The sequence below is a fragment of the Mycobacterium sp. 1245852.3 genome (assembly GCF_001669335.1).
Taxonomy (GTDB): domain Bacteria; phylum Actinomycetota; class Actinomycetes; order Mycobacteriales; family Mycobacteriaceae; genus Mycobacterium; species Mycobacterium europaeum_A.
The window spans coordinates 25,289-44,765 of sequence record NZ_LZLL01000259.1 but is presented as its reverse complement, the minus strand read 5'-3'; the positions used below and the strand labels follow the sequence as shown (position 1 = coordinate 44,765).

General features: G+C 68.7%; 11 protein-coding genes and 2 pseudogenes. 3 read left to right on the top strand and 10 right to left on the bottom strand.

Annotated features, from left to right (window positions below):
• Positions 1 to 13 precede the first annotated feature (13 nt).
• Positions 14 to 358: pseudogene (locus A9W96_RS30380) on the top strand (AMP-binding protein); the annotation flags it as partial.
• Positions 359 to 406: 48 nt separating this feature from the next.
• Here the strand turns inward: A9W96_RS30380 and A9W96_RS11445 are convergent.
• From A9W96_RS11445 to A9W96_RS11425, 5 genes and pseudogenes are all read right to left on the bottom strand, one after another.
• A pseudogene (locus tag A9W96_RS11445) lies at positions 407 to 2,524 on the bottom strand (AMP-binding protein); the annotation flags it as partial.
• Between the two features lies 1 nt (position 2,525).
• Entirely contained in the window at positions 2,526 to 5,573 is a 3,048-nt protein-coding gene (gene mbtD, locus A9W96_RS11440; protein WP_067139856.1) for a mycobactin polyketide synthase MbtD, read from the bottom strand.
• Entirely contained in the window at positions 5,573 to 6,913 is a 1,341-nt protein-coding gene (locus A9W96_RS11435) for a polyketide synthase (RefSeq protein ID WP_369830828.1), read from the bottom strand. The genes mbtD and A9W96_RS11435 overlap by 1 nt, the downstream gene beginning before the upstream one ends.
• Entirely contained in the window at positions 6,910 to 7,671 is a 762-nt protein-coding gene (locus A9W96_RS11430; protein ID WP_066867791.1) for a thioesterase II family protein, read from the bottom strand. Before A9W96_RS11430 ends, A9W96_RS11435 begins: the two co-directional genes overlap by 4 nt.
• A gap of 8 nt (positions 7,672 to 7,679) precedes the next feature.
• Positions 7,680 to 11,183 carry a non-ribosomal peptide synthetase gene (locus A9W96_RS11425; protein ID WP_067139844.1) on the bottom strand — a complete coding sequence of 1,168 codons (3,504 nt, stop codon included), beginning with the start codon at positions 11,181 to 11,183 and terminating at the stop codon, positions 7,680 to 7,682.
• 106 nt (positions 11,184 to 11,289) lie between these two features.
• On the opposite strand from A9W96_RS11425, the gene A9W96_RS11420 reads away from it, so the two are divergent.
• The gene (locus tag A9W96_RS11420; RefSeq protein ID WP_067139841.1) at positions 11,290 to 12,954 is read left to right on the top strand and encodes a (2,3-dihydroxybenzoyl)adenylate synthase; all 1,665 of its coding nucleotides are present in this window, start codon (positions 11,290 to 11,292) and stop codon (positions 12,952 to 12,954) included.
• A gap of 27 nt (positions 12,955 to 12,981) precedes the next feature.
• Here A9W96_RS11420 and A9W96_RS11415 read toward each other — a convergent pair whose 3' ends face one another.
• Together A9W96_RS11415 and A9W96_RS11410 are read right to left on the bottom strand one after the other, a co-directional pair.
• Positions 12,982 to 14,043 carry a 3-deoxy-7-phosphoheptulonate synthase gene (locus A9W96_RS11415; RefSeq protein ID WP_066867800.1) on the bottom strand — a complete coding sequence of 354 codons (1,062 nt, stop codon included), beginning with the start codon at positions 14,041 to 14,043 and terminating at the stop codon, positions 12,982 to 12,984.
• A gap of 313 nt (positions 14,044 to 14,356) precedes the next feature.
• Positions 14,357 to 15,217 carry a LysR family transcriptional regulator gene (locus A9W96_RS11410; protein ID WP_067024315.1) on the bottom strand — a complete coding sequence of 287 codons (861 nt, stop codon included), beginning with the start codon at positions 15,215 to 15,217 and terminating at the stop codon, positions 14,357 to 14,359.
• Between the two features lie 105 nt (positions 15,218 to 15,322).
• Here A9W96_RS11410 and A9W96_RS11405 point away from each other — a divergent pair, with 105 nt between their 5' ends.
• Positions 15,323 to 16,033 (top strand): SDR family oxidoreductase, encoded by a 711-nt coding sequence (locus tag A9W96_RS11405; RefSeq protein ID WP_066878427.1) that lies wholly within the window; start codon positions 15,323 to 15,325, stop codon positions 16,031 to 16,033.
• A 29-nt stretch (positions 16,034 to 16,062) separates the two neighbouring features.
• Here the strand turns inward: A9W96_RS11405 and A9W96_RS11400 are convergent, their stop codons facing one another.
• The 3 genes from A9W96_RS11400 to A9W96_RS11390 all read right to left on the bottom strand — a co-directional run bounded on the left by A9W96_RS11400 (position 16,063) and on the right by A9W96_RS11390 (position 19,397).
• The gene (locus A9W96_RS11400; protein ID WP_066867806.1) at positions 16,063 to 16,680 is read right to left on the bottom strand and encodes a TetR/AcrR family transcriptional regulator; all 618 of its coding nucleotides are present in this window, start codon (positions 16,678 to 16,680) and stop codon (positions 16,063 to 16,065) included.
• Positions 16,681 to 16,780: 100 nt separating this feature from the next.
• On the bottom strand, positions 16,781 to 17,527 hold the full coding sequence (locus tag A9W96_RS11395) for a maleylpyruvate isomerase family mycothiol-dependent enzyme (protein WP_082972134.1): 747 nt from the start codon (positions 17,525 to 17,527) through the stop codon (positions 16,781 to 16,783).
• 211 nt (positions 17,528 to 17,738) lie between these two features.
• A complete protein-coding gene (locus A9W96_RS11390; RefSeq protein ID WP_067139835.1) occupies positions 17,739 to 19,397 on the bottom strand; it encodes an NAD-dependent malic enzyme in 1,659 nt (552 codons plus the stop codon).
• Between the last annotated feature and the right edge of the window lie 80 nt (positions 19,398 to 19,477).

Here is a 19,477-nt window from a genome sequence, read left to right as displayed (position 1 = left end):
CGGCACGTTGATCATGGGGGCCCGCTTGGTGATTCCGCGGCCCGACGGGCTGCGCGACATCGGCTATCTCACCGATCTTTTGGCCCGCGAAGGCATCACCTCCATGCACTTCGTGCCGTCGTTGCTGGGGCTCTTCCTGTCCCTGCCGGGCGTCAGCCAGTGGCGGACGCTGCGGCGCGTGCCGATCGGCGGCGAGGCCCTGCCCGGTGAGATCGCCGACAAGTTCCACGCCACCTTCGACGCGTCGCTGTACAACTTCTACGGGCCGACCGAGACCGTGGTGAACTGCACCAGCTACCCGGTGGAAGGCACCCAGGGCACCCGGGTGGTGCCGATCGGCCGACCCAAGATCAACACTCAGGTATATCTGCTCGACAATGCCCTGCAGCCAGTTCCCGTCGGCGTGATCGGTGAGATAGCCGATGTCGCGCAGCCCGTCGGGCCGCGGAATCACCAAGCGGGCCCCCATGATCAACGTGCCGAAGATCTCGCCCATCGACACGTCGAAGCTGGGCGAGGCGACCTGCAGCAGCCGGTCGGTGTCGTCGATGCGGTATTCGTCGCCGAACCAGACGAAGTACTCGGCGATGGGCGCGTGCGGCACCGGCACACCCTTGGGCAGCCCGGTGGAGCCCGAGGTGTAGATCAGGTAGGCGGTGTTTTGCGGGCTCAGCGGCCGGATCAACTTCGTGGGCGCGGTGCCCGGATAGCGTGCGGCGTCGGAAACCGGCTCGCGCAGCACCAGTTTGGCGTCCGCGTCGTCGAGAATGAAGCTCAGCCGGTCCTCCGGATAGGTGGGATCCACCGGCAGATAAACCCCGCCCGCCTTGAGCACCCCGAGCGCGGTGATGACCAATTCGGGCGACTTGTCCAGCAGCACCGCGACGCGGTCTTCGGTGCCGATCCCCTGCTCGATCAGCCAGTGCGCCAACCGGTTCGACTCTTCGTCGATCTCCCGGTAGGAGTAAGCACGCCCCTCGTAGACGACCGCAACGGCATCCGGCGTCAGACCCGCCCGGCGGCTGACCAGCTCGGGCAACGTGCTGGCCGGTGTGACGAACTCCTCGCCGGTCGACACCGCGCGCAGCCACTCGGCGTCTTCTGCGCCCATCAGCGCGCACGCCGACAGCTTCACGTCGGGGTCGGACAGCACGCCATCCAGCAGGGCGGCGTAGTGGCGCAGCAATTGCTCGACCAACTGCTGGTCCATCACCTCGACGAGGTATTCCGCCTCGATCACGCCACCGCCGGCGCCGTCGGGTGTCCGGTCCAGCTCGACCATCAGGCTCAACGGCAATTGGTTGAAATGGCCGCGCAATTCGCCGCGTTCGCAACGCACGCCCGGCGGGCAGAAGCCGCGGCCATCGGGCTCCCGCTGCCCGAAGCTCACCCGGGTCATCCGGTCGGCGCCATGCCGGCGATCGGGATTCGACTCGCGGACCAGCCAATCCAGGTCGGCGCGCGAATGAGCGAAGGCGCCCACCGCGCCGTCACGGGTCTGGCTCAGCAGCTCACGGAACGTCTGGTGCGGCTGCGGGCGCAGCCGGATCACCACCGTGTTGCCGTGGTAGCCGATGACATCCTCGGTGCCCACGCCGCGGTTGAGCACCGGGGCGGCCACCAGGAAGTCGGTCGACTGGGTATAGCGGTGCACCAGGGCGGCGAAGGCCGCCATCAACACCATGTACGGGGTGGCACCCGTGTCGCGGGCCAACGCCGCGGCCCGGTCGACGGTGTCGGGCGACAATTGCGCGACCGCGCGCTGCGCGCGCCAGGTCGTGGGCACGACCGAACCGTTGGGCCCGGGAAGCTCGAGTGGCTCCGGCAGGTCGGCCATCAGCGGGCGCCAGTAGTCCAGATCCGCCTGACGAACGGCGGCCGCATCCCCCGAAATGCCTGGGCGGACCTGCGCATCGCCGAAGGCGTCGGGGTCGGTGTAGGCGCGAGTCAGATCCGCGAAGAACGGTGCCCACGAGCCGTCGTCCCAGGCGATGTGATGCGCGGTGATCAGCAGCATCAGCTCGTCGTCGGCCAGCCGCGCCACCGTGACCCGCAGCGGCGAATCCTTGCTCAGGTCGAATGGGCGGCGAAAGTCGCGCTGCGCCAACACGTCCAGCCGCAGCCGGCGCGCCTGGTCGGTCAACCCGGCCAGGTCGTGTTCGGCCCACTCGGGCCGCAGGTCCTCGCGAATCACCGGATGCGGATCGCCCTCGGCGTCGCTGGCATACGTCGTGTGCAGCACCGGGTGTCGCGCGGCGACGGCGTCGACCGCACGATGCAGCTGTGCGATGTCGACGGTGCCGGACAGGCGGTAGGAGACGCAGATGTTAAGCAGCGCGCTGTCAGGATCGACTGACTGCACGAACCACATCCGGTGCTGGCCGACCGACATGCGTGGCCCGTCGTCGGCCGACGCGGGCGCCGCGCCCGCCGTCCTGGCCAGGCCGCGTTCGGTCAGCTTGCGGCGCAGCAGTTCCAGGCGTTCGTCGTCGAGCCGGGTGCTGACGCCGGTGGTGTTAGTCACGCTAGGAGTCCAACCTTTCTAGCATCGCGAGCGTTGAGTGGTGCGCACCGTTGGCGGCGCCGGCGCGCTCGAATGACGGCTTCGCCGCGGGCGCGCCGGTCGGGTCGGCACGCAGCGCGTCGATCAGCTCGGTCACCGTGATGCCGCCGAGCATGCGGGACACCGGAACCGAGTTCCCCACCGTCCGGCGCAGCCGTTTGCGTAAATCGAGTGCGAGCAAGGAGTCCACACCCAGGTCGATCAGCGAGGCGCCCGGGTCGATCGACAGCGAATCACCCAGGTGAAGCGTCGCCGCCAGTTCGGCCCGCACGATGTCGGCGAGCGGCTTCTCAGTCGAGGTGTCGGTTTCCTCGCCCTCGCCGGTGCGTGCATCGCTGAACGGCATTGGCATGCCCTGGCTTTCGAAGAAAACCTGAAGCCGCTCGAAGTCGGCGTCGAAGATCAGCGGATCGCCGTCGTAGCCGTACAGGCTGGCCTCGATCGCCCGCTGCGGGTCCATCGCCACCAGACCGGAACGCTCGGTGCGCGTGATCTCGGTGCCCACCACGACCCCGGCGCCCTGCCACAGGCCCCAGCGGATCGCCGTGCAGTCGCGGCCGGCGGCGCGCAACTGGGCGGCCAACACGTCGAGCATCCGGTTGGATGCCGCGTAGGCCGCGTGGTGGTGCCCGCCCCAGACCCCGAATACCGACGAGCAGGCCAGGATCCGGCAGTCCGGGCGCAGCGGCCACACGTCGGCCAGCAAGGCCAGTCCGCGGACTTTGGCCGCGCACACCGCCGCAACGTCAGCGCCGCTGAGATCCGATCGTGAAAGGGCCCGCGCGATGCCCGCGGTGTGGATCAGCAGTGACGCGCCCGAACCCGCATATTCGGCGGCGACGGCGGCCAGGGCGTCCCTATCGGTGATATCGCATTGGGGGGCGTGGACTTTGGCGTCATACTGGCCGACGAGCTCGCGCAGCACCGTCGGACCAACACCGTGGCGGCTCAGCAGGGTGACGGTCCGGGCGCCGCGTTCCAGGCAATACCGCGCGTACTGCAGGCCGATCGCTCCGCTGCCGCCGGTGATCACCACGTCGTCCAAGGCGGCGGTATCGAGCGGGCGCGGGGTCGCCGATTGGCGGCACGCACGGAACGTGCGGACGTGGCGTCGCGGCGATCCGGCGCCGCGCACGGCGACCTCGGCCACCTCATCCAGCAGCACGTCGATGGCGAGCCGTGCCGTTGCGGGGTCGAAATCGCGGTGTTCGAGGTCCAGGTGCCCGAATGCCTGGTCCGGGAATTCGAAGCCGATGCTGCGATGCATCGCCGCCAGCGCCGCCTGTGCGGGAGACACATTGGCGTCATCGCGGTCGACGTGTTCGGCACCGGCGGTGAGCAACCAGACGGTCCGGCACCGGGGGCCGATGAGTGCGGGGTAGTCCGGTAGGCCCGCGTCGGGGCGGCCTGCGATCCGCTCGATTGCGGAGGCGGGGTCGAGCGGGTCGAGTCCCGGGGCGGCGATCACAAGAATTTCCGCCTCGTCCGGTGGCACCGCTCGGCAAGCACCATGCGCGGCAACGGTTTCGAGCAGCCACTGCGTCAGGGTGCCCGCACCGACGAAGGCGATGTCGAGGCTGCTTGCGCCGGGTGTGACGGGCGCCGTGACCGGCTGCCAGTCCTCGACGGCCACGGTGAGCGCCGGCGCCGGCGCCGCTTCGGTCACCCGTTGCGGCGCCGCCCACAGGTGCACCGCACGCATCGGCGCGTTGGGGAAGCCGCGCAGCGCGGGCAGATCGGCCGTCGGGATCGCGTCGGCCCACCGGCAGCCGGGGTCGGCGGCCGCGAGTGCGGTGATGCTCGCCGACAGCGAATCGGTGATGGACCGGTCGCGATGACCCGAGCCGACGATGACGGCGGACTCGTCGTCGACGATGTCGCCCAGCGGGTACAGCAAGGACGGGTGCGCCGAGAGCTCAACGAACGCGTCGGCCCCACAACCGCGGGCATATTGCACGGCCAGGTCGAATCGTACGGTGCCGCAAAGGTTTTCATACCAATAGCCGGAGAAGTCGGTCGCCTCCCCCAGCTCGGTCCCCAGCGTCGATCCGATGAACCGCACCGGGGCATCCCGGAAGGTCGACTTCGGTGTCAGCTCGGCCAGGCTCGAACGCAACGGTCGGAGCGCACTGGTGTGTCCGGGATAGTCGACGGACAGTTGCTGGCTGAAGATGCCGCGCCGTTGGGCCAGTGCGACCGCGGCGGCCACCGCGTCATGATCACCGGCGACCACGGTCGACGACGGGCCGTTGACCGCCGAAACTTCCAACCAGCCCGGCGTTTCCGCGAGCAACGACTCCGCGATGTCCAGCCCGGTGCCCAGCACCGCCATTGCGTAGTGGCCGGTGAGCTGGTCGACCACGGTCGCGCGAGCAACCACCAAAGCGACCGCGTCGGGCAGTGCTATCGCCTCCGCCACATAGGCCGCCGCCACCTCACCGAGGCTGTGACCGATGGTGATGTCGGGCAGGACCCCGCGGGACCGCCATGCCTCGGCCAGGCTCACCGCGTGGGTGAACTGCGCGCCCTGGATCTCGGGGCGCGACCAGTTGCGCGGTTCGTCGCCCACCAGATACGGCAGCGGAGAAGCGAATCCGGCGGAAGCGAATGCCTGCGCGCACCGGTCGGCGGCCTCGCGGTAGGCCGGTAACCGTTGGTAGGCGCCGGCCCCCATCGCCTGCCATTGATTGCCCTGGCCGGGAAACACGAACGCGACCCGCGGCGGTGTCGTCCTCGCGGAGTACGAGACCAGCTCGTGCTCCTCGCCGTTGGCGATCGCGGACAGACCCGCGACGAGCTCGGTGCTGCCTGCCGCGCGCACCACCGCGCGGTGCCGTCGCAACCTCCGCAACCTCAGCAGGGTGGAAGCGACCGCGGCGGTCAGATCCGCCGAGTCCGGGACGCGGCCAAGGTAATCGGCGATCGCGGCGGCGTCGCGGCGGATCAGCTCTGGATCGTGGGCGCTCAGCAGCACCGGGATACGCCCGTCCGGCAGGCCGTGGGTGAGCATCATGCAACCTCGGGGACGGAGACGATCAGGTGCGCGTTGGTGCCGGCGATGCCGAACGCGGACGCCGCGGCGGTGCGCTGCCCGTCGACGGCCGGCCACGGTGTCAAGGTCTGGGCCAACCGCAGTCCTTGCTTGTCCCATTCGATTTCGGGGCTGGCGTCGCCGGCGTGCAGGGTGGGTGGGACGGCGCCGTGCTCGGCGGAGACCAGCACCTTGGCCAGACCCAGCGCGCCGGCGGCGGCCAACGAGTGACCGACGTTGGATTTGACCGAACCCAGCAATGCTCCGGCGCCGGGCTCGGTGTCGCCGTAGGTCTGGGCCAGCGAGCGCAGCTCGGTTCGGTCGCCCAGGCGGGTCCCCGTGCCGTGCCCCTCGATCATCCCCACCTCGGCGGGCTTGACCCCGGCCTGGCTGATGGCCCGCTGGAACAGCCGGACCTGGGCCTCGCCGCTGGGCGCGCTCAGACCGGCGCTGCGCCCGTCCTGATTCATGGCGGTGGCGCGCACCTCGGCGACGATCCGCCGGCCGGCACGCAGGGCGGCCGATTTGCGTTGCAGCACAAACATCGCCGCGCCCTCGGCCCACACGGTCCCGCTGGCCTGCGCGCTGTAGGGGCGGCAGTATCCGTCGTCGGAGAGCGCGTGTTGCTTGGAGAACTCGACGAAAAAGCCCGGTGAGCCCAGCACGTTGACCCCGCCCGCGATCGCCAGATCGCAGTCGTCGTTCTGCAGTGAACGCACCGCGACGTGGAAGGCCACCAGCGCCGACGCGCACGAGGAATCCAAGGTCAGCGCCGGCCCGGCCAATCCCAGCGTGTAGGCGATGCGACCCGAGATCACACTGAGCGCGGTCCCGGCGAGCAGATGACCGCTGTGTTCGGAGAATTGGGCCATGTCGGGTCCGTACCCAGTGGCCGAGGCGCCGACGAAGCAGCCCACATCGTGACCGGCCAGCTCGTCGGGATTGATGCCGCTGTTCTCGCACGCCCGCCAGGCCACCCGAAGCGCCACCCGCTGCTGCGGATCCATCACGACGGCCTCGCGGGGCGAGATCCCGAAGAATTCCGGATCGAAGGTGGTTGCCCCGGTGAGGAATCCGCCGCGGTCATGGATCTCTTTGAAGCCGTTGCGGCGCGAGCCGGCGAGCAGTTCTGGCACCGCCCAACCGCGGTCGGTGGGAAACGGGCCCAGCGCCTCACGGCCGTGGGCCAGCAGATCCCAGTAGGCCTCGGCGGTTTCGATGCCCCCGGGTGCCTCCACACCCATTCCCACGATCACGACCGGGTCGGCATACTCGGCGCCGCGGCCCGAGCCGAACCCCTCGTCAGACATTGGCATCACCCGGCATTCACCTGCGCGGCGATCGCTTCGACGTGGTCGTAGACGTAGAAGTGCCCGCCGTCGTACAACGACAGGGCGAAGGATCCGGCGGTGTGCCTTTCCCACTGCCGCAGCACGCCGGTGGCGATGCGGTGGTCGTCATGGCCGCCCAGCACGTGAATGTCGGCGCCGATGCGGACGTCGGGGCTGGGGTCATAACCGTTGAAGGCCTGATAGTCGGCGCGCACCGCGGTGGTCAGCAGTTCGGAGAACTCTTCGTCGGCAAGCAGTTCGGGGTCGGTACCGCCCAGATCGGCGATATCGGCCAGCAGCCCGTCATCACTGGTCGGCAGTTCGGGCATGTCGGCGACGACGCACGGTGGCGGGCCGGCCGACACCCACAGCTTTTGCACGGCCGTGCCGTGCGTCTCGGCGACCCGGGCGAACTCGAAGGCGACGACGGCACCCATGCTGTGCCCGAACAACTTCAGCGGCGCGACGCTGGACCACGGTGCCGCTTGGAAGAGGCTGGCGGCCAGGTCGTGCACGCTGTCGTGGCCGGGCTCGCTGAGGCGGTCGGCGCGTTGCGGGTACTGCACGATGTAGGTGTCGCCGCCGGCGGCCAGCGCCGCCGCCAGCACCCGATAGCTTGCGGCGGCCGCGCCGGCGTGCGGAAACACCACGGTGGCTCCGGTGGACGACCCGTTGTTGCGGCCCGGGGTCAGTTTGATCCAGGACGGGAACGTGGCAGACACGGTGATCAGATTATTCAATGTCATTGCGCAATCTACGATTTCGCGGGTTGCTGAGAGGCCGCCAGAACCGATTCGGCGTCCATGCCGATAACCTCCAGATAGAGCTCGGCGACCTGGTCGAGCCGGCCGGGGTCGTCCTCGCCGGCACTGAGCACCGCGGCCAGCGTCGACACGGTTCGATTGGCGAAGATGTCGGCGACCATGATGTCCGGCGCATCCAGCCAGGCCCGAATTCTCGCCACCGCCTGAGTGGCGAGCACCGAATCGCCGCCGAGGGCGAAGAAGTCGTCGTCGACCCCGATATGTTCCCGACCGAGCAGCTCGCCGACGATCAGTGCCAGCGCGGTTTCCAATGGCGTCGACGGCGCCCGGTGGCCCGGCCGCTGCGATTGCGCCACAGCGGCTTCCAACTCGCGTGCCACGGCCCGGCGGTCGAGCTTTCCGGCGTCGGTGAACCCGATCCGCTCCACCACCGCGATGTGGCGCGGGACCATGTGTGCGGGCACGAGGTCAGCGAGACGCTGCCGGATTCGCTCGGCGGTCAGGGCGGCGTCGTCGGTGCACACCTGGGCGGCCAGCACGTCGGATTCGCCGGACACCGCGATCAGGGCGGCCACCGCCGTGCGCACCCCGGGCACGCGCCGCAGCGCGGTCTCGACCTCACCCAACTCGACGCGATAGCCGCTGATCTTGACCCGGTGGTCGGCGCGGCCCACGAATTCGAGGGTGCCGTCCGGCCAGTACCGCACCAGATCGCCGGTGCGGTACCAGATTCGGCCGTCGTGCTCGACGAAGCGTTCGGCGGTGAGATCGGGACGCCCACGGTAGCCGCGCGCGATGCCGCGTCCGGACACCCAGTATTCGCCGGGCACCCAGTCCGGGCAGTCGGCCCCGGTGTCATCGACGACACGGCAGGCGTTATTGGGAAGCGGGACGCCGAACGGCAAGGCCGTCCAATCCTCCGGAATCGCTTCGGTCACCTCGAAAATGCTGTTGTGCACCGGGGTTTCGGTCGCACCGCCGAGGCCGGCGAAGCGCAGGTCGGGCGCTTCGGCGTGGAAGCGGCGCACCACCTCGGGCCGCACCCAGTCGCCGCCGGTCGGGATCACCCGCACCGAGGACAGCCGCCCGCGGCCGACTTCGACGAGCATCTCCAGCCAGCCGGGCATGAAGTGCAGCACGGTGATCTGGTGAGTCTCGATGAGCCGGGCCCAGGCGTCGGGATCGCGTCGCTGCGCTTCGTCGACCACCACGAGGGAACCGCCCGTGCGCAGGGTGACGAAGACGTCCATCACCGAGATGTCGCCCTCCAGGGTCGACAGCGCCAGGCATCGATCCGCGGGGCCGATCTCGAAGTGGCGGGCGATGAATTCCACGGTGTTCATCGCCGCGTCGTGGGTGACCTCGACGCCCTTGGGCTCGCCGGTGGAGCCCGACGTGAACAACACGTAGGCGAGCGCGGCGGGATCGATTCTCGCTGAAGTAATCTCGGCGCTCGCAGGGGCGTCGCGAAGGATATCGGCCAGCACCAGTTCTGGCACCGGCACGGACAGCGGTCGTCCGCCGCAGACGAGGGCCAGCCTCACCGCACCGGTTTCGAGGATGCGCTCGGCGCGATCGCGCGGCTGGTCGGCGCCGATCGGCAGGTAGACGGCACCGACGGACAGGATGCCCAGCAAGGCCGGAATCTGCTCGGCGGTTTTGGGCCCCATGATCGCGATGGTCTCGCCGGTGGCCACCCCGGCGGCGCGCAGCGCCGCGGCCACCGCCAGCGCCTGGTCGCGCAGTTGTGCATAGCTGAGGTCACCGGTGCTGGCGAACACCGCCGGGGCGTCGGGCTGCCGCTCGGCCTGCCGGAAGAACCCGTCGTGCAAGGCTTCTCCGCTGGGTTCCGCGGTGCGGGCGTTGGCCGCCTCGCGCACCGCGCGCTGCGCCTGGGGCAGTGCCGGCGGGCCCGGCGCCTCCCACGCGTCGTCGGCGCAGGCCAGCCGCAGCAGCTCGTCGATGTGGTAGGCGAACATGGCGTCGATGACGCCCGGGGGGAACATGCCTTCGCGCACATCCCAATTCACCAGGACGCCGCCGTCGAATTCGGTGACCTGCGCGTCCAGCAGCACCTGCGGCCCCTGGGAGATGATCCATCCCGGTGTGCCGAATCGGTCCGTCACCTCGCGGCTGAACAGTTCGCCGAGTCCCAGCGCGCTGGTGAATACCACCGGGGCGAGCACCTGAGTGCGGCGATGACGGCTGAGGTCGCGCAGCACCGACAGTCCCGGATAGGCGGAATGGGCGGCGGCCGTGCGCATCGCGCCCTGCACGGCCTGGGCCCGCGCCGCCGCGGTGTGGGCGCCGGCGAGATCGACGTCGAGCAGCAGCGAGGAGGTGAAGTCACCGACCAACGAGTCGACGTCGGGGTGCAGGGGCTGCCGCCCGAACAGTGGGACGTTCAGCAAAAAGCGCGACGTGGTCGACCAGCGCGCCAGGGTATTGGCGAATCCCGCGGCCAGGGCCATGGCCGGGGTGATGCCGCGCGCCTGAGCGCGGGCGAACAGCGCATCGCGGGTTTGCGGGTCCAGCCAGTGCCAGCGCCGCGTGCTCTGCTTCGAGCCGCGGCCACCGATGGACGGCAACGCCGGCGGGTCGGGCAGCTCCGGCAGACGCTGCGCCCACCAGTCCCGGTCGGCGTCGCGGGCCGGTTGCGGCTGGGCCTCTTCGGCCTCGATGGCTTGGCGGTACTGCCGATAGGTGTAGCTCAGCTCGGGGAGGTCGCGGCCGCCGTAGAGGGCCGCCAGGTCGCCCATCAGGGTCCGATAGCTCATCGCGTCGGCGGCCTGCATGTCCAAATCGACATGCAGCCGGGACCGCCCGCACGGCAACAGCGTCACCGCCAGTTCGAACACCGCGCCGTCGAGCTGCTGGTGTGATTTCGCGTCGCGGATGTCGGCGAGCCGCCGCTCGACCTCGTCGGTGCTCAGCTGGCGCAGGTCCTCGACCTCCACCGGGAAGGCGCCGCTCTGGTCGGCCGGGGGGATGTGTTGCGTGCCGTCGGGCAGGAACCGCACCCGCAGCATCGGATGGCGACGTGCCAGCGCGGTGGCCGCCGCGCGCAGCCGCTCCGGATCGATCGGGCCACCGTCGAATTCGACGTAGAGGTGCCCGGCGACACCACCGAGCTGCTGGTGGTCCTGGCGGCCCACCCACATCGCGTGCTGCATCGGGGCCAGGGCAAACGGCTCGTCCTCGGCCGACGGCTCAGCGCTCCGGTCCGTCTCGGCGGGAACGGTCCGCCGGTCGGCGCCGTGCCCGTCGGCGGCGACCAGCCGGGCCCAGGCGTCGATCGTCGGCTGCTCGGCCAGGGCGGCGAAGTCGATGGCGACGCCCCGGCGGCGCCACCGGCCGGCCAACGTCATGATCCGGATCGAGTCCAGGCCCTGGCTGATGAGGTTGTCACCCGGCTGAACTGCATCGACGTCGACGCCGAGCAGTTCGGCCACCTCCGCCCGGATGTCCTCCGAGCGTGCCGAGGCGTGCACCACAGACCCTCCCTGAATTAGCACAGGCTGCCCTAATTTTTTGGTTACCCTATCCTTACTCCCTGCGTCCCCGCTACTAGCCCCGTCCGAAGCCCCCGCTGAAGGAGCCATGAGCCCGAACACACCGCAGCCGCCGGCCGGAGTCCTCGACGGGTTCGTGCCCTTCCCCGCCGATCGGAGCGCCGCCTATCGGGCGGCCGGCTACTGGGCGGGGCGGCCCCTGGACACGATCCTGACCGACGCGGCCCAGCAATGGCCCGACCGAGTCGCCGTCATCGACGCCATGAGCGACACCGGCCTCAGTTATGCGGACCTGGACGACCAGGCTAACCGCGCGGCCGATGGACTGTGCGGCGCGGGTATCGCGCCGGGCGATCGGGTGTTGCTGCAATTGCCGAACGGCTGTCAGTTCGCGGTGGCGCTGTTCGGGCTGCTGCGGGCCGGGGCGATACCGGTGATGTGCCTGCCCGGTCACCGGGCCACCGAACTGGGACATTTCGCCACGGTCAGCGAGGCCACCGGGTTGCTGATCGCCGACACCGCAGGCGGATTCGACTACCGGACCATGGCGCAGCGCCTCGTCGAGCGGCACGGCGCGCTCAGGCACGTCATCGTCGACGGCGACCCGGGACCGTTCACCTCGTGGACCCAACTGCGCGATGGGACGACCACCGGCGCGCGGCCACCGGCACCCGATCCGGGATCGCCTGCGCTGCTGTTGGTTTCGGGCGGCACCACCGGCACGCCCAAGCTCATCCCCCGCACCCATGACGACTATGTCTTCAACGCGAAGGCCAGCGCCGCACTCTGCGGGCTCACCCGCGACGACGTGTATTTGGCGGTGCTGTCCGCCGGGCACAACTTCCCGCTTGCCTGTCCGGGTCTGCTCGGTGCGATGACGGTCGGCGCCACCACCGTTTTCGGCACCGACCCCAGCCCCGAGGCGGCCTTTGCCGCCATCGAACGCCACCGCGTCACGGTGACCGCCCTGGTGCCGGCGTTGGCCAAGTTGTGGGCGCAAGCTTGCGACTGGGAACCCGTGACACCAAAGACGCTGCGGCTCTTGCAGGTTGGCGGCGCCAAGCTGGAAGCCGAAGATGCCCGCTTGGTGCGCAGCGCATTGACCCCGGGCCTGCAGCAGGTGTTCGGGATGGCCGAGGGGCTGCTGAACTACACCCGGCTCGACGATCCCCCGGAACTCACCGAACACACCCAGGGCCGGCCATTGTGTCCGGCCGACGAACTGCGCGTCGTCGATGCGGAGGGCAACCCGGTGCCGCCGGGCGAGGAGGGCGAACTACTGGTCCGCGGACCGTACACGTTCAACGGCTACTTTCGGGCCGAGCGCGACAACGAACGCAGCTTCGACGCGCAAGGGTTCTTCCGCAGCGGTGACGTGGTGCGGCTGCGCAACGACGGCTATCTGGTGGTGACCGGTCGGGTCAAGGACGTGATTTGCCGTGGCGGAGAGACCATTTCGGCGGCGGACCTGGAGGAGCAGCTGCACAGCCATCCGACGATCTTCTCGGCCGCCGCCGTCGCGCTGCCCGACCCTTACCTGGGCGAGAAGATCTGTGCGGCCGTGGTTTTCGACGGCCCTGAACTGTCGCTGGCGGAATTGAACGGCTACCTCGACGAGCGCGGTGTGGCCGCGCACGCCCGCCCCGACGTCTTGGTGGCGATGACGTCCCTGCCCACCACCCCGATCGGCAAGATCGACAAGAAGGCGATCGCCGGCCAGGTTTCGTCGCGACAGGCGCCCGCCCCTCGGTGACGCGGGCCCAGCCCCCGTGGCCCGCGGTCAGCCCATCGCCGCGTAGAGGTCAGCCAACAGCCCCGCGGTCGTGGTGAAGTCCATGCACCGATCGGTCACGGACTGGCCGTAGACCAGCTCCCCGCCGAGCGATTGGGCGCCGGCGACCAGGAAGCTTTCCAGCATCAGTCCGGCGATACCGCGCTCGCCCCCGGCGATGCGTGCGGTCACCTCGGCGGTGACCTCGGCTTGGCGCACATGGTCTTTGGCCGAGTTGGCGTGTGAGCAGTCGATCATGACCTGCCCGGAAAGCCCGGCCTTGCCAAGCCGTTCGATGGCGCTGGCCACCGCGGCGGCGTCGTAGTTTGGTCCGGTGGTGCCACCCCGAAGGATGACGTGGCAGTCGGGATTGCCCATGGTCTCGACGACGGCCGCACGACCGAAGTCGTCGGTACCGAAGAAATTGTGCTGCGCCGCAGCGGCTTTGACCCCGTCGATGGCGACCTGAACGTTGCCATCGGTGCCGTTCTTGAACCCGACGGGCATCGACAGGCCCGACGCCAACTGGCGGTGCACCTGCGACTCGGTGGTGCGGGCGCCGATCGCGCCCCACGCGACGGCGTCGGCGATGTACTGAGGACTGGTGGGCTCTAAAAATTCGCACCCCACCGGCAGGCCGACGTCGATGATGTCGAGTAACAACCCGCGCGCGACGCGGATGCCCCGCTCGACGTCGAAGCTGCCATCCATGTTGGGGTCGTTGATCAGTCCCTTCCACCCGACGGTGGTCCGCGGCTTTTCGAAGTAGACGCGCATCACGATCTTCAGCCGATCCGCGTAGTCGGCGGCCATCGGCGCGAGCCGGCGTGCGTAATCGAGCGCGGCGACGGGGTCGTGCACCGAGCACGGGCCGACCACCAGCAACAGCCGATCGTCACCACCGGCCAGGATCGCCGAGATCTCGTCACGATCGCGCTGGACGGCCTGGGCGCGCCGGGCGGTCAACGGCAGTTCGGTGCGAATCACCGCCGGTGCCGACAGTTCCCGGAACGAGACGATCCGGTGGTCGGACGTGTCGATGGTCGCCGTCTCGTAATTGATGATGGACATGGAGGGTGTGTGCCTTTCTGTGCTGGCTCCCAGGGCACGCCCGCTGGTTCCCGATGCCCTGAAAAACGAAAAGCAGCGACCGTGTGGTCACTGCTGGGCTCCGGGTATCAGTCGTGCGCGTGCGTCAATCGGCCGCCGCATCGCCGGCTCCACCCGGAGCCACGATAAAGCGCCAATACGCGCGCACGCCGATAGTCACGTCGGCGAAGATACCACGTCGGGTCGGTGCGGCTGAAAACGCGTCGCGCCGCGCACGTGGTCACCGACAGCCACGAGTCCCGTCGGGGATCAAAACCGCGCTGGCCCAATCGAATCAGCGCAGATTCAGCGCGGCGATCTGGTCGAGGAATGCGCGCGCGGGGGCGGACGCACTCGCGGAGACCGCGACGCCGAGGCGCCGCACGGTCTGGGGCAGCAGCGGACGCACCGCGACGCCGGGCAGTTCTGGCAGGCCGGCGCTGGGCAGGATGCTCACTCCCAGGCCGGCGCGCACGATCTCGAGCGTCGCCGCGATCTCGCGTGCTTCGAAGGCCAGGTCGAATTCGACCCCGGCGCGGCGCGCGATCGGCATGAACACATCCGCACATCCGCCCGTACCACGAACGAAGGGTTCCTTGGCCAAGTCGGCGTAGGTGACGACGTCCTTGGCTGCCAGCCGGTGCTCGGCCGGCACCACCGCAACCATGTCCTGTTCGCCGAGGACGGCGACGTCAAGGCCCTTGCTGGGCAGGCTGACCACACCGGCTTCGGCGGCCCCCTGGTCGAGCCAATCCCGAATCTCTTGCTCACTACCCTCGAGCAGCCGGATGGTGACGGCCGGATGCCGCTGGGCGAACGCCCGGAGTTGGGGCGCGACGAGCGTTGCGGTGGCCGACGGCAGGCTCGCGAGGCTCAGCGTCCCGGTGATGTCGCCCGCCAGGCCGGCGACCTCGGTGCGCATCAACGTGAGGTGGCGCGCCGCCTCTCGCGCGTGCGTCAGCGCGATGGCACCCGCTTCAGTCAGGGAGAGCCCGTCTCGGCGGCGAACGAACAGCGGCAGGCCCAGCTCTTTTTCCAGCGTGGCGACGGTGCGGCTGACGGCCGGCTGGGATAACCCCAGCCGGCGGCTGGCCGCCGTGAAACCGCCCTGATCGACCACCGCAATGAACGTTCTGAGCTGCGCCAACGTCGTCATCGATCCTCCATAAGGGCAACGCCATCGCCCATAACAACAACGTTATGCAACATTTGCATTCCAGAACGTTTCAGTAATCATACGAAGCCGTTGAAGGAGGACACCATGACCGCAAGGCGCGTACTGATCACCGGGGCATCGAAGGGGATCGGCCGGGCAGTCGCCGACCGGGTGAAGAGGTCCGGCGACATACCCGTCGGCCTGGCTCGCACCGCGCCCGACGACTTCCCGGGCGAGTTCTACGAGGCGGACCTCACCGATCGGGTCGAGACCGACGCCGCGCTCGGGCGCGTGCTGGCGAACGGGCGCATCGACGCGGTGGTCAACAACGTGGCCGTCGCCCGGTTCGGCCGCATCGGTTCGATCAATCTGGACGATCTGGCCGTCACGTACGACCTGAACGTGCGCGCCGCCGTGCAGGTGGTCCAGGCGGTGCTGCCCGGCATGCTGGTCAACGAGTGGGGGCGCATCGTCAACGTCACCAGCTTGACCACACTGGGCACCTCGGAGCGCACGCCCTACGCGGCGACGAAGGCGGCACTGGAAGCGTGCACCCGGATCTGGGCCGGCGAGCTCGCGCAGTCCGGCATCACGGTCAACGCCGTGGCGCCCGGGCCCATCGAAACCGAGATGTACCGCGCGCTCAGCCCGGCCGGCTCCGAGCGCGAAGCGCGTATGCTGCAGACGATTCCGCTGCGCCGCCTCGGGACACCCCGCGAGATCGCCCATGCGATCTGCGCACTGTTGGACGACGACGCCGGCTACATCACCGGTCAGATCATCCGAGCCGACGGGGGCGGCAGCATCGCGGCGTAACGACACCTATCGGCGAGCGGTGCGGCGGACTAGCCAGAACCGTTGGCGCGCAACGCGTCGATGAGTCGGTCCATCACCGCGCCGGCTTCCGCGCGGGCCCGACGATGATCGTCGGCGCGGGCGATGTAGAGCGTCGCCTCGCGTAGTGCTCCCATGATCGTCAGGGCGGTCACCTCGACGGGCTGGCGGGGAATACTGCCGGATTCGATGGCGTCGGTGAGCAGTCCAGTCACGAACCCGATGTTGTAGCGGTGGCCGATGTCGCTCCAGCGTTCCCATCCCAGCACCGCCAGCGCCTCGAGCAAGACGATGCGCTGGATCTCGGGTTCGGCGCACGCATCCAACCAAAGTCCCGAACAGAGTCGCATGATCTCGACGGGATCGGAGTGTCCGGCGGCGGCGACCGCGTCGACCATCCGGGCGGCCATCTCCCCCTCGACGCGCTCGAACACCGCCGCGAATAACTCTGTCTTGTCGGCGAAATGGTGATAGAGGGCGCCGCGTGTCACCCCAGCGTTGCGGACGATCGTTTCCAGGGACGCGTCGGCGAATCCCACTGACGCAAACAACGGCCGGGCGGCACCGATCAACGCATCGCGTGTCTCAGCCGCGCGTTCGGCCTGCGTGCGGCGACCACCCTGCGCCATCGACCCTTACCTTTCACGCCTCCGTAGGCATTCTCATACATACCGTATGAAGGTCCGGGATCGCGCGACCGACCGGTGTGGCGTCGCGTTCGGACCCGGCTCAGAACACCCTGAGCCGGCGAACGACATCAAGCGACGACGGGTCACCCTCCGCCTGCACACCCAACTCCCCCCAGGTGCCGCGCTGGGTCACCCAGCGCACGAAGGCCTGCGAGTCGGACGTGACACGCGCCCCGACCTCGGCGCGCGGGCCGATGTGCAGGGTGCGGGCGCACAGCCCGTCGAGGCGAACCTCCACGCCCGTGTGTAAGTCGTTGAGCAGCGGCACATTCTGCTGTGGCAGTGCCGCTTCGATCCAATCGAGGGTGGGGGCAAGCCGCAGCTCGTCGACGGGCGGTGGGTCCCCCGGCAGCGGCCCGTCGGGGGCAAAGAGGTCGTAGCGAGTGTGGATGAGTGATTCGAAGACAAAGGTTGTCGGCACCACCGACGCCGGGTAGGTTCCGACGTCGCCGATGGGGATGTCGATGTCCTGGCCCTCTATCGCAGCGAGCACCTCGAGCCCTCGGGCACTGACCGATTCATAGTCGGCCACCACCTCTTCGGGGGTCATAGAGCGTCGCGATTCCACATAGAGATCGGCCGCGCGTTCGGCCGGCAAATCGCCGGGACTGGGCAGCCTCGACGGATCGACAGCCAGCCAGAAGCTGCACGCCATGTGCGACACGAGGTCTTGCACCGACCAGCCCGAGCAACCACTGTCCTTCGCCCACAACGGATCCGGCATTTGCGAGCAGAGCTCCAGAACAATTCTGCGTTCTTCCGCTATGGCGTCGAGCGTGGCGCTCATGAGACCCACCTTTCAGATACATACTGTATGTATTAACATACACACTGCATGTATGAAGTCAAGGTGATGTCGATATTGAGGCCGTACCGGGTCAACCGGTGCCGAGGAGGCGTTGCTTCTGCGTCGAAAGTCATTGCGCTTGGCCAAGACCGGTGCAGGTAGGGGCACTGAAATACTGACACCGCCATCCGGTGCCCATGACCACCACCCGTCACGGGTCGACTGTCGCGGGGTACTCGGGTTGCCAACGCACCTGCGCGATGCGTTCGGCGAGCTCTGCGTCGCTGCGCGTCGGGGCGACACCGTCCGCGACCGCCTGCACGGCGACGGCGTGCGCGATGCGCACGGCGACATCCGGTACGTCCGACCACGCCGGTAGCAGCGGCTGGTCGGGGTCGGCGAGGGCGGGCGAAGCCTCGCCCAAGGTCTGCGCCGCGACGCGCATCATCTCGTCGGTGACCCGGGTCGCCTGAGCCGCCGTCACCCCGAGCCCCATCGCGGGAAAGATGTAGACGTTATTACACTGCGCGACACCATGTTCCACGCCGTTGCGGTGTAGCGGCGCGAACGGCGAGCCGGTGGCGATCAGCGCCCGCCCGTCGGTCCACTGATCCAGCTCGGCTGGGCGCGCCTCGGCGCGGCTGGTGGGATTGGAAAGCGGGAAGATGATCGGCCGGTCGGTCTTACCGGCGAGCTCACGCACGATGCTCTCGGTGAAGGCACCCGCGGCGGTCGACAGGCCGAGCAGCACGCCCACCTCGACGTGGTGGACGACGTCGGCCAGCTGAGCGGGACTTGACAGACCCCATTGCGCGACTCGGGCGGCAGGCTGGGCGAACCCGCGCTGTGCATCGGACAGGTCGGTGCGGTCATCGGTGAGCAGGCCGACGACGTCGACAACCCAGATACGCTGCGAGGCAGCCTGTTCGGACAGCCCTTCGTTCATCATCTGCCGTCGAATCATGTCGAGCACTCCGATACCGGCCGAGCCGGCGCCGAGCATCACGATCTGTTGCTGCGAGAGCGGGCGGCCGGCGACCTTGGCGGCGCCGTGCAGCGCTCCGAGCGTGACGGCGGCCGTTCCCTGGATGTCGTCGTTGAAGGTGAGCAGCTTGTCGCGATAACGGGCCAGGATCGGCAGCGCATGCGTGGTGGCGAAGTCCTCCCACTGCAGCAACACATTCGGCAACTGCTCGCGCACCGCGGCGACGAACTTGTCGATGAACGCGTAGTAATCCTCGTCGTCGATGCGCCGGTGCCGCCAGCCCAGATATTGGGGATCGTCGAGGAGCTCGCTGTTGTCGGTACCCACGTCGAGCACGATCGGAAGCGTGCGCGCGGGATCGATGCCACCGATCAGGGTGTAGAGGGACAGTTTCCCGATCGGGATCCCCATGCCCCCGATCCCCTGATCGCCCAGGCCGAGGATACGCTGTCCGTCGGTCACCACGATCACATCGACCTCACGTTGCGGCCGGTTGTTCAGTACCTCGTCCAGGCAATCACCCTCGGTGTAGGACACGAACAATCCCCGAGGCCGCCGGTAGATCTCACTGAAACGCTGGCAGGCCTCACCCACGGTGGGTGTATAGACGACGGGCAGCGCCTCGGGAATGTGGTCGCGCAATACGCGGTAGAACAACGTCTCGTTGCGGTCCTGCAATGCCCGCAGATAAATGTGTTTGTCGAGATCGTCGCGCCGAGTGGAGAATTCGTGCCAACAATGCGCGGCTTGCTGCTCCAGCGTCTTCACCGTCGTCGGCAACAGACCCAAGAGACCCAGCCGCCGGCGCTCGGCTTCGGTGAAGGCGGTGCCCTTGGTGGTCAGCGCATCGAACAGTCTGGCCGGACCGCGGAGCTCATCGGGCATCGTCTAGGTCCCTTCTTTGCGACTCTCGCGAAACGGGAAACGGCGGTGTCCAGATCATCATCGATCATCGAGGGCGCTTT